The 11,563-nt window shown below is 42.9% G+C and carries 10 protein-coding genes and 1 tRNA gene; 4 read left to right on the top strand and 7 right to left on the bottom strand.

The features are described from left to right. Positions 1 to 96 precede the first annotated feature (96 nt). A complete protein-coding gene (locus tag C825_RS03270; RefSeq protein ID WP_010801386.1) occupies positions 97 to 1,311 on the bottom strand; it encodes an IS256 family transposase in 1,215 nt (404 codons plus the stop codon). Between the two features lie 78 nt (positions 1,312 to 1,389). On the opposite strand from C825_RS03270, the gene C825_RS03265 reads away from it, so the two are divergent. Beyond that, positions 1,390 to 1,548 carry a hypothetical protein gene (locus tag C825_RS03265; protein WP_154278431.1) on the top strand — a complete coding sequence of 53 codons (159 nt, stop codon included), beginning with the start codon at positions 1,390 to 1,392 and terminating at the stop codon, positions 1,546 to 1,548. 189 nt (positions 1,549 to 1,737) lie between these two features. On the opposite strand, the gene C825_RS03260 is transcribed toward C825_RS03265, so the two are convergent. From C825_RS03260 to C825_RS03250, 3 genes are all read right to left on the bottom strand, one after another. Next, positions 1,738 to 1,811 (bottom strand) — tRNA-Ile (locus tag C825_RS03260). A gap of 80 nt (positions 1,812 to 1,891) precedes the next feature. Next, a protein-coding gene (gene prfB, locus C825_RS03255) for a peptide chain release factor 2 (protein WP_121719448.1) occupies positions 1,892 to 3,017 on the bottom strand; the annotation gives its coding sequence in 2 pieces (ribosomal slippage) (positions 1,892 to 2,953 and positions 2,955 to 3,017; 1,125 coding nt in all). A 52-nt stretch (positions 3,018 to 3,069) separates the two neighbouring features. After that, on the bottom strand, positions 3,070 to 4,878 hold the full coding sequence (locus C825_RS03250; protein ID WP_010801385.1) for an AMP-dependent synthetase/ligase: 1,809 nt from the start codon (positions 4,876 to 4,878) through the stop codon (positions 3,070 to 3,072). A gap of 220 nt (positions 4,879 to 5,098) precedes the next feature. Between C825_RS03250 and C825_RS03245 the strand changes: the two genes are divergently transcribed. Then, positions 5,099 to 5,425 carry a PadR family transcriptional regulator gene (locus C825_RS03245; RefSeq protein ID WP_009860753.1) on the top strand — a complete coding sequence of 109 codons (327 nt, stop codon included), beginning with the start codon at positions 5,099 to 5,101 and terminating at the stop codon, positions 5,423 to 5,425. Between the two features lie 12 nt (positions 5,426 to 5,437). Further along, entirely contained in the window at positions 5,438 to 6,535 is a 1,098-nt protein-coding gene (locus C825_RS03240; protein WP_010801384.1) for a PspC domain-containing protein, read from the top strand. A gap of 209 nt (positions 6,536 to 6,744) precedes the next feature. Here the strand turns inward: C825_RS03240 and C825_RS03235 are convergent, their stop codons facing one another. The 3 genes from C825_RS03235 to C825_RS03225 form a co-directional block, all read right to left on the bottom strand. Continuing rightward, positions 6,745 to 7,140, bottom strand: coding sequence for an HIT family protein (locus C825_RS03235; RefSeq protein ID WP_009860751.1), 396 nt, complete (start codon positions 7,138 to 7,140; stop codon positions 6,745 to 6,747). 11 nt (positions 7,141 to 7,151) lie between these two features. Continuing rightward, on the bottom strand, positions 7,152 to 7,622 hold the full coding sequence (greA, locus tag C825_RS03230; protein WP_009860750.1) for a transcription elongation factor GreA: 471 nt from the start codon (positions 7,620 to 7,622) through the stop codon (positions 7,152 to 7,154). A 194-nt stretch (positions 7,623 to 7,816) separates the two neighbouring features. Then, the gene (locus C825_RS03225) at positions 7,817 to 8,974 is read right to left on the bottom strand and encodes a TlpA disulfide reductase family protein (protein ID WP_044214987.1); all 1,158 of its coding nucleotides are present in this window, start codon (positions 8,972 to 8,974) and stop codon (positions 7,817 to 7,819) included. A 203-nt stretch (positions 8,975 to 9,177) separates the two neighbouring features. Here C825_RS03225 and pnp point away from each other — a divergent pair, with 203 nt between their 5' ends. Next, complete coding sequence (pnp, locus tag C825_RS03220; protein WP_009860748.1) at positions 9,178 to 11,400, top strand: polyribonucleotide nucleotidyltransferase; 2,223 nt, start codon at positions 9,178 to 9,180, stop codon at positions 11,398 to 11,400. Positions 11,401 to 11,563: the final 163 nt, after the last annotated feature.

The following is an 11,563-nucleotide window of genomic DNA, read 5'->3' as shown; positions in this document are numbered from 1 at the left end:
AAATAAACTGTGTCATGCGGCGTTTTCTTCCAATCTCATCGGTCGGGGATCGGCCAGCGCCAAGGGGGTGCACCAGCACTCCCGACGAGCGTAAAGTTACAACAATTTAAATCTGTCTCCAAACTTTATCGCTAATTGTTGTGCGATGGCCGCCCAGTTGGCTATGGGCATGGTCCATTTCTTACGTATGTTGCGGTAAGCGAGATAAACCAACTTTTCAAGGGCGGTGTCGTTAGGGAACACGCCCTTGTTTTTTGTGACTTTACGTATTTGACGATGATATCCCTCGACTGTATTCGTGGTATAAATCATACGTCGTATATCCGACGTAAACTGGAAGTATTCAGTAAGCCTTTCCCAGTTATCCTGCCAAGACTTGATAACGATAGGGTATTTCTCACCCCATTTTTCTTCCAGATTAAGAAGTTCTGTCTCAGCGGATTCCTTATTTACCGCACCATAGACATGTTTCAGATCCCTCATGAACTCTTTTTGGTGCTTGCTGCCGACATACTTGACGGAGTTACGTATCTGATGGACAATACAGAGCTGGACAATAGTATCAGGAAACACACTTTGGATAGCATCCGGGAAGCCTTTCAATCCGTCAACACAAGCTATGAGTATGTCACAGACACCACGGGTCTGCAAGTCTGTCAATACATTCAGCCAGAAGTTCGCACCCTCATTTTTAGAGATATACATCCCTAACAGATCCTTATGTCCCTCGCTGTCCAGAGCCAGTACATTGTAAATCGCACGGGTTACGGCACAGCCTCTCTCGTCCATTACCTTATAATGAATGGCATCCATCCAGACTATCGGATAAACGCTGTCTAGGCTACGGGAACGCCATGCCTTTATTTCCGGAAGTACACGATCGGTGATGGCACTAATCGTCTCAGCAGACACACGATTACCCAAGTTCTCCTCCATCCAGTCACTTATTTCACGTGTGCTGTTTCCCAAAACATACAGTCCGATGATGCGGTCTGCAACACCTTCCGCAAGAATGGTTTCACGCTTTTTTATGAACTGGGGCTCAAAGGTGGAGTTACGGTCACGAGGGGTAGATACGGTGACTTCTCCCATCGAAGTCTGTACTTGTTTTTGCATCTTGCCATTACGACGGTTGCCACTCATGCGTTCATCCTCAGAAAGATGAGCGTCCATCTCACCTTCAAGGGCAGCATTTAATATACTCTCCAACAACGGAGCAAAAGCACCGTCCTTACCTAACAAGGGTTTACCAGACTTCAACTGTTCAAGAGCCTTGTTCTTGATACTTTCAAAATCAAATTCTTCACTCATAAAATAAACTGTGTTAGCAAAGTTAATATTTTATTCTTTTCCTTAGCTGACACAGTTCAAATTACGGCCTCCGGCTGGATGGCAGCCTATTATCTATCTCCCATCGGAATGAGCCAGTTCAACATAACATCTTCGGGTAACAGTGGAAATATAGACTATACCATCTCACCATTATACCAAAACCCCGGATGGCCGACAGAAGCCGGCGCATCTGCTGAAGCGGTAAATGGTTTCTAAAACATTTTGATCAAACGCAGAATTCTAAGTAATCTCCCATTTAGGATTCTGCGTCTTCTACAGGATTAAAAGTAAGCTCTATATAATAACACCTGCATAACACCACAGACAACTATGATTTTGTTTTCACATTGCTTTCACATGAATACAAAAAAAGCAATTATCAATACGATAATTGCTTTTTCAACGTGGTCCCACTTGGGCTTGAACCAAGGACTCCCTGATTATGAGTCAGGTGCTCTAACCAACTGAGCTATAGGACCGGTGTTTCAGAGGCTTGCTCTGAAATCGGGTGCAATATTACGACTTTTAATCGGATTCTGCAAGTATTCTTGTAAAAACTTTACTTTTCAGCAGCTTCCTCACCGCCAAATTCCATCAGGTAAGCCTTGATAAATTCATCGATCTTGCCGTCCATGACACCATTTACGTCGGAAGTCTGGTAGTTTGTACGATGGTCTTTGACGCGACGGTCATCGAAAACATAACTGCGGATCTGTGATCCCCACTCAATTTTCTTCTTACCGGCTTCGATCTTTGCCTGTTCTGCCAAACGATGTTTCAATTCCTTATCGTACAGGATAGAACGCAACTGGCGCATCGCATTTTCACGGTTCTTCGGCTGGTCGCGCGTTTCAGTGTTTTCAATCAGGATCTCTTCCTCCTCACCTGTGTAAGGATCTTTGAATTGGTAACGCAAGCGTACCCCTGATTCCACCTTGTTCACATTCTGTCCACCAGCACCGCCTGAACGGAAAGTATCCCATGAAATAGCCGCTGTTTCAATCTTTACCTCGATCGTATCATCAACCAGCGGAGTAACGAATACAGATGCAAAAGATGTCATTCGTTTTCCCTGTGCATTGTAGGGAGAAACACGAACCAAGCGATGCACGCCATTCTCACTTTTCAGATACCCGAAAGCATAATCGCCTTCAATATTGATCGTGACAGTCTTGATACCCGCCTCATCACCTTCCTGCAAGTTCGCAATGGATACTTTATAATTATGGGATTCCGCATAACGCAAATACATACGCATCAGCATGGAAGCCCAGTCCTGACTTTCCGTACCACCGGCACCGGAATTGATCTTGAGTACGCAACTCATCTGGTCTGCCTCGTCACGAAGCATATTCCGGAACTCCAGATTCTCTACCAACTCCAAAGCCTTGGCATAAGCCGCATCGACTTCATCTTCGGTGATAATCTCTTCTTTTACATATTCATAAGCCAACTGCAACTCCTCTGCTGCTGCATTTACCTCGTTGTAAAGTTCGATCCACTTCTTCAGTTCTCTTACTTTCTTCATCTGAGCCTCTGCCCGTTTGGCATCTTCCCAGAAGCCGGGGTCCTGTGTACGCAGTTCTTCTTCTTCTAACTGGATGGTCTTACCATCTATGTCAAAGATACCCCCTCAGCGCGTTCTCGCGCTCCAACACATTCTGTAGTTGGTCTGATGTTATCATAATCTTCTTCTTATTTTAAATTTTGTGCAAAGATAGGAAATTAATTGTCAGTTTACTCTGCATACATCGCTTCAATCTCATTCGCATATTTTTGCAAAACAACCGGACGACGTAATTTCAATGTATCCGTTAACTCACGCCCCTCCATCGTAAAAGGCTGGGGAAGAAGAGTGAACCGTTTGATCTTCTCGTAAGAAGCCATATTTTTCTGATGTTCCTCTATATGCGACTCTATCAGGCGGATGATTTCATTACTGACCAAAAGTTCTTCACGACTACTATACGCGATACCCTTCTTTTCCGCATATTCTTCCAGCAAAGCATAAGCCGGCACGATCAGAGCACTGACAAATTTACGCTGGTCGCCGATAACAGCAATCTGTTCGATATACTTATCGCTCCCCATTTCTATTTCTATTGCTTGCGGAGCTATATATTTACCATTTGAGGTCTTATAAAGGTCCTTGATGCGTTCCGTAAAGAACAAAATGTTTCCTTCCATACGTCCGGCATCCCCGGTACGGAAAAAGCCGTCTTCAGTAAATGACCGCGCATTTTCTTCCGGTTTATTATAATAACCTGTAGTAACTGTTTTACCTTTGACAAGAATTTCTCCGTTACTCTCATCTATTTTAACTTCTACTCCTGGCATTATTTCACCGATCGAACCGAATTGAAAACCTATTTCCGGATAGAAACAAACTGTCGCCGTCGTTTCACTCAATCCGTACCCATAGACAATAGGAATATTAACGGACTGAAGGAATTCATTCACCGTATCAGACAACGGAGCCCCTGCAACCGGAAATAAACGTCCTCTTTCAATACCCAGCACTTTTTTCAGTAGGGTAAAGACAGTCTTATCATAAAACTTAAATTTGGTTTTCAGGCAGAAAGGGGCTTCGATACCTTTATTCTTATATTCCAGATTATACAGACGTCCAGTCTCTATCGCATCCATAAAAATCTTCTTCATGAAAGGTGCCGAGGAATTGATTTTCTCATGTACTCCCACATATACTTTTTCCCAGAAACGCGGCACATTACACATCAGCGTCGGATGAACTTCCGGCAATGTTTTCTGGATCATCTTCGGATCCTGGTTAATCGCAATCTTCACCCCTTTATGCAGACAATAGCAAGTCCATGCCTTCTCAAAGATATGGGTCAGCGGAAGGAAACACATAGATGTATCCTTGTCATTAACCATCGGCAAGCGGATATCATGGATACGCATCGCTTCCAGGTAATTAAAATGATGAAGAACGACCCCCTTTGATTCACCGGTCGTGCCCGAAGTATACATAATAGTAGCCACATCATCAGCACTAGCCTCATTCATACGGATCTTTACAGTAGTCTCGGCATGTGCATTGTCGCCCAGACGCAGAAAGTCATCAAAATAAATAGAAGTCTTATCTTCCGGATTCAACTTAACGGCCGGATCAAAAATAATCAGACGTTTTAAGACGGCAGATTCTTTTTGTACCTTAAAGGCATTATTATATTGCAACTGTTCACCCACAAATAGCGTATGTATCTCCGCATCATTAATAATATATTCTATCTGAGCAGGAGAGTTAGTTGCATACATCGGGATAGAAATCACCCGGTTTCCGTATGCACCGAAATCTGTGAATAAACATTGCGGCATATTTTGAGAATAGATACCGATCTTTTCCTGTACTTCTATCCCAAACTCAGCCATAGCCTTTGCTGTAAGCATTACTTTCTCTGAGAATTCTCTCCATGAGATCTTTAACCATTTCCCGCTTTCATTATCACGGTATTTTAAAGCTGTACGTGAACCATACTTTTCAGCCTGTCTGTGAATTAACTCGGCATAGTGGTAATAAACCATAATTCTTCTTTTTGAATTGATACAACAAAAGTACGGGTTTCCTACTGAATAGCAACACTTTCGCTCCTTTTTTTACACACAATTGCACTTTTTGTGCAAAAATGGATTCAGAAATACAGGCAGACCGCCACCCGAAAGATGTTAAAATAGGATAATTACAGTAGCATGTATTGCATAGTACACAGGCAATACATATATTTGCAGCATAAAACTATAAGCGATGAATGCAGAGAACGTAAAATCACAGATGAGAAAGGGGACACTGGAATATTGTATCCTGTTGCTTCTCAAAAAAGAGCCGGCTTACACCTCTGACATTATTCAGAAGTTACAAGAAGCAAAATTGATTGTAGTAGAAGGTACTTTATATCCGCTCTTGACCCGTTTAAAGAACAGTGAACTGTTAAGTTATCAGTGGATAGAGTCTACGCAGGGACCGCCCCGTAAGTATTACCAACTCACTTCGAAAGGGGAAGAATTCCTCGGTGAACTGGAAAACTCCTGGCAGGAACTAAATGATACAATAAACCACATCAGAAACAATTAAAATTAGAAAACAATGAAGAAGACACTTACAGTTAATTTGGGAGGAACTGTTTTCCACATTGACGAAGATGCATACCAGTTACTGGATAAATATCTTTCTAATTTACGTATACATTTCCGTAAAGAAGAAGGTTCCGAGGAGATCATGAACGATTTCGAAATGCGTATTTCGGAGTTGTTCGGTGAACGGGTACGCCTGGGACATGAGGTGATCACGATCGAACATGTAGAAGAGGTGATCAACCGCATGGGTAAACCGGAAGAGATATTCGAGGAAGAGACTGAAGAAGAAAAAGAGAATGCTAAGAAACGGACTTATCAGGAACAGGTCATTACCGGCAAGAAAAAGTTGATGCGTGACCCGGACAACCGGGTAATCGGTGGTGTAGCAGCCGGTATTGCAGCCTATATGGGATGGGACGCCACCGCTGTCAGACTGGCAATGATTCTGCTGTTATTCATTCCGGTCGTACATTGGATGGCTATATTATATATTGTTTTATGGATGGTCATGCCGTTGGCCAGGACTGCCGCAGACAGATTGATCATGAGAGGTAAAAGCGTAACGCTCGAAACCATCGGACAAACCGTTACTGATGGATTTGAAAAAGTCAGCAATAACGTAAACGATTATATAAGTTCAGATAAACCAAGAAGTTTTTTTCAGAAAATAGCTGATCTATTTGTCACAGTATTCGGCTTCCTCTTAAAATTCGGAGCAGTCTTGGTAGGTATCATTTTGCTCCCTCCTCTCTTACTGGTCGTATTTATACTGTTTGTTATAACAATCGCCCTGATTGGAGGAGGTGCAGGCATATTATATCAGCTTTCTCCTTTCGGAATGGATCTTTACAACGGAATTCCCGTTTATATGGCAGTGATAGGCTGTATCGGTATCATCTTACTGATCGGAATACCTGCAATAGCATTACTTTTTGCCATATTCGGTCAATTATTCAATTTGAAACCATTACCTAATCCGGCAAAATGGACACTACTGGTCATTTGGATACTAGCACTTATTGGAAGTATCATTTACTTTGTGAACTTGGGATTACCGGCACTTAGTCCGTACTTATGGCATAACTCTAATTTTTCAATACATATATAGGGAGATAAAAAGATTTGTTTATAATTTGTGTGTTAAAAAAAGAAGGCCGCTCTGTCTCAGAGGGGCCTTTCTTCTAAGGTTAACAAATTTATGAGTAAAAACCACTAATGAATCATTTAAAAAACCACTATTTCTGCCGTTCTAAAACTATGCAGAAATAGTGGTTACAAATATACGTATTATTTCCAATAAAAAAAGCCTTTGACCAATTATTTGTACGCTTTTTTTATCAAGGCAGCTACCGCTGCCAACTCATCCTGAGTTATTGTCATTTTTTCGCCTCCAAAATACATATCCGATTCCTTTGTTATAGGGATTAAATGGATATGCGCATGAGGCACTTCCAATCCCATTACAGCTATCCCTACACGCTTGCAGGGAATAGCCGCTTCCTGAGCACGGGCCACACGCTTGGCAAAAGCCATCATTCGCCCTAACAATGCGTCTTCCAGATCAAAAATATAGTCAATTTCTTTCTTCGGAATCACTAAAGTATGCCCTTTTGCAACCGGATTAATATCCAGGAAGGCGAAGAATTCTTCGTCTTCCGCAACCTTATGGCAGGGTATCTCGCCAGCCACTATTCTACTGAATATTGTTGCCATATCTTATTGTATTAAATTGATATATCCATTATTTCAAAAGTCATCAATCCGGACGGAACTTTGATTTCCACCACGTCTCCAACTTTCTTTCCCATCAGTCCTTTTGCAATCGGTGTACTCACGGCAATCTTTCCTTCTTTCAGGTTTGCTTCCGAATCGGAGACCAATGTATATGTCATTACCATATTATTCTTCGTATTTTTGATCTTCACCTTATTCAGAATCTGAACTTCGTCAGTCTGAACACGTGATTCATCTATCAGACGTGCATTAGATATCAACCCCTTCAACTGGGCCAGTTTTGCTTCCATAATGCCTTGAGCCTCCTTTGCAGCGTCATATTCTGCATTTTCAGACAAGTCACCTTTATCCCTGGCTTCAGCAATCTGGGCAGAAATTTCAGGACGCTTCACGGTTTCCAAATAGTTGATTTCAGCTAAAATCTTATTGTAGCCGTCTTCTGTCATATAACTAACAGCCATACTAAATCCTCCTAATTATTGATTTAAAAATTAATATTTATTACTGCATAATAAAAAAAGAATCCCGACCAACAACCTGGCCGGAACTCCTTTTTCTCTTTATTTTAGACATTGCAAAGATAAGACATCTTTTCAAAATGCACAAACCCTCACAAGTGCTTTACAACATATAAATCTGATTGTTAGCTACTATATTAAAGTACAGCTTTTACATCTGCCGCCAGATTTTTCACGTCATCCACCCGTTTAACCAGATTACCTTTGCGGTCAAGGATGAAGATCGCCGGGAGTTGTTTCACATTATACAATCCGGCTATCTGAGAGTAGACAGACTGCGGATCACGAACAGCTACCCAAGGCAGGTTTGAAGCCGCATTCTTCCAGAAGTGAGCATCAGAGTCCAGAGACACCTGATAAATATCCAAGCCCTGACTATGATACTGCGTATATAATTCGCCCAAAGCCATATTCAATGCCGGGGACCATTCAGCCTGATAAGCTGTAAAATTAATAATAACCGGCTTTCCTTCTGCCACAGAAGATAGTTTAACCACCTCCCCTTTCAGGTTCGGCAATTCAATATCCAGAAAACTCACTTCAGTCGTTTTCACATCATCCAGATTTACCGGACGCTGTGCACGAAGCACCTTCATAGACTGCAAAGTCAGGTTGTAAAGATGTTTCGAACGCGGACTTCCCGGATAGAAATGATCGTAACTGGTAGCTACTGCTCCGTAAGCCTTTACATCATTTCTGTCATAGAGGTCAAAGAACAATAGTCCGTCGATCTGTTGAAACAAAGCAAAATAAGCAGCTGTCGACATCGGGGCTGCATAAATATATTTACGGGCCACATCCTTATAAGCCTCTGCTGTTTCCAGGATTCTTGCACGGTATGTCGTATCAGCAATATGCTTATCCTCATATTCTTTACGTAAACGACCGATCGCCTGGTTTGCATCCAACTGGGCCAGGGTGATCGCTTTGATCGCTTTACTGTTTTCAGATCCTTCAACGGAATAAGAAGTGGCAAACGTTCCGGCATCAGCAGCAAAAGTAACTGTCTCAACCGAGTCGATCGCAAAATTTATCAATTGATTATTCAGACGTAAACGATAAAAATCCGGAAATTCAGGACGTTTATGGGTAAACTTGAATTTACCGGCAGCAGTCAGTTTCACCGAATCCAACAATTCGATATTTGATATGCCCACATTCTCCAGATACATTGTCTGACCGTCGGCTCCGGATACAACTCCCTTCACTGTAAAATCCGATGCCTTGTTACATGCAGTAAACAACAGCATACAAATTCCGAAAATAACCAGTAATTGCGCAGATATTTGTTTCATCCTTTTTTCTTTACAATGTTCGTAATTCCGATGCAAATATACATTATTTTACAATTGTGGCACTATTATTCTCAAAATCTTCCTTTTATTTTTATAAAAAAGGGCTTTTCTGATGTTTTTTATTTTCATTTTCATGTGTTTACAGGTAAACTTTCATTACATTTGCACCAATTTTTACAGATAGAAAAATAAGAAAGAAGATTATGCTTAATCCAATTAACAAGACGATCGAGTTGGCTGATGGAAGAACCATCACCATCGAGACCGGGAAATTGGCAAAACAGGCGGACGGTGCGGTTACCGTACGTATGGGCAACACTGTGTTGCTGGCTACTGTTTGTGCCGCTAAAGATGCAAATCCCGGTGTTGACTTTATGCCGCTGCAAGTTGAATACAAAGAAAAGTACTCCGCATTTGGCCGTTTTCCCGGAGGTTTCACAAAAAGAGAAGGAAAGGCTTCCGATTATGAAATCCTGACATCGCGCCTCGTTGACCGCGCTTTGCGTCCGTTATTCCCGGACAATTACCACGCTGAAGTATATGTAAACGTTATATTGTTCTCTGCTGACGGCGAAGATATGCCGGATGCATTGGCTGGTTTAGCAGCTTCTGCTGCCCTGGCCGTTTCAGATATACCTTTCAACGGACCGATCTCTGAAGTTCGCGTAGCCCGTGTCGATGGTAAATTTATTATCAACCCGACATTCTCTGAATTGGATAAAGCAGACATCGATATGATGGTTGCTGCAACAATCGACAACATCATGATGGTTGAAGGTGAAATGTCTGAAGTACAGGAATCAGACATGCTGGATGCAATCAAGGTTGCACACGAAGCTATCAAAGTACAGTGCCAGGCTCAGCTTGAACTGTCGGAAGCTTGCGGCAAGCTCGTTAAACGCGAATACTGCCACGAAGAAAACGACGAAGAACTGCGCAAAGACGTACATGACAAATGTTTCGCAAAAGCATATGCCGTTGCAACATCGGGTACGGACAAACACCAGCGTTTCGATGCTTTCCAGGCAATCATAGAAGAATATAAAGCTAATTTCTCTGAAGAAGAACTGGAAGCTAAAGCCGAAATGATCGGCCGTTACTACCACGATGTAGAGAAAGAAGCCATGCGCCGCGCTATCCTTGACGAAGGAAAACGTCTGGACGGCCGTAAAACAACGGAGATCCGTCCGATCTGGATCGAAACGGATTACCTTCCGGGACCTCACGGTTCAGCAGTTTTCACGCGTGGCGAAACTCAGTCGCTGACAACTGTTACACTCGGTACCAAAGCCGACGAAAAGATGGTTGACGACGTACTGAACCACAGCAAAGAACGTTTCTTATTACATTATAACTTCCCTCCGTTCTCAACCGGTGAAGCAAAAGCATCACGTGGCGTAGGACGTCGTGAAGTCGGCCACGGAAATCTGGCTCACCGCGCTTTGAAACGCATGATTCCGGATGGCTACCCTTATGTCGTACGCGTAATCTCCGATATCCTCGAATCAAACGGTTCTTCTTCTATGGCAACTGTTTGTGCTGGTACACTGGCTCTGAGAGACGCCGGCGTTCCGATGAAGAAACCGGTATCAGGTATCGCAATGGGTCTTATCTCTGAAAACAAAGGTCAGAACTATGCCATCCTGTCGGATATCTTAGGTGACGAAGACCACCTGGGAGACATGGACTTCAAGGTAACAGGTACAGCAGACGGTATCACAGCTACCCAGATGGATATCAAGGTAGACGGTCTGTCATACGAAATCCTTGAAAACGCATTGGCTCAGGCAAGAGAAGGCCGTATGCACATTCTGGGTAAAATCATGGAAGCTCAGCCGGAAACACGTGCCGAACTGAAACCGCACGCTCCGCGCATCGAATCAATGACGATCGGCAAAGAATTTATCGGCGCAGTGATCGGCCCGGGTGGAAAGATTATCCAGGGTATCCAGGAAAAGACCGGCGCTGTTATCACAATTGAAGAAGTTGACGGTGTAGGTAAGATCGAAATCTCCGGAACAAACAAAGATACGATCGATGCTGCTATCAGAGCGATCAAAGGTATCGTTGCCGTTCCTGAAATCGGTGAAGTATACGAAGGAAAGATTTCTTCTATCATGCCTTACGGTGCATTCGTTGAATTCATGCCGGGTAAAGACGGTCTGCTTCACATCTCTGAAATCGACTGGAAACGTCTGGAAACAGTAGAACAGGCAGGTTTGAAAGAAGGTGATACAATTCAGGTTAAACTGGTAGACATCGACGCTAAAACAGGCAAGTTCAAACTGTCACGCAAAGTATTGCTTCCGAAACCAGAAGGTTACGAAGAACGTCCGCCAAGACCTGAAAGAGGTCCGAGACCGGAACGTGGGGACCGTGGCCCTCGCCAGGATCGCGGAGACCGCAACAACCGTAACGATCGTTAATAGACAACTTTCTTATACATTTATATATAAAGAGCTATCCTGCGAAGGGTAGCTCTTTTTTGTACTATCCGGAAAGCTGATTGGTACATATCTTCGTGGAAAACTGTTACGGATATCGAAACCATTTGACAAAAAAGGGGATTCTTTATAGAATCCCCCACCT

Origin of the sequence: Parabacteroides sp. ASF519 (genome assembly GCF_000364265.2) — a bacterium.
In the GTDB taxonomy this organism is placed as follows: Bacteria; Bacteroidota; Bacteroidia; order Bacteroidales; family Tannerellaceae; genus Parabacteroides; species Parabacteroides goldsteinii.
This window is presented reverse-complemented; position numbering and strand designations above follow the sequence as displayed.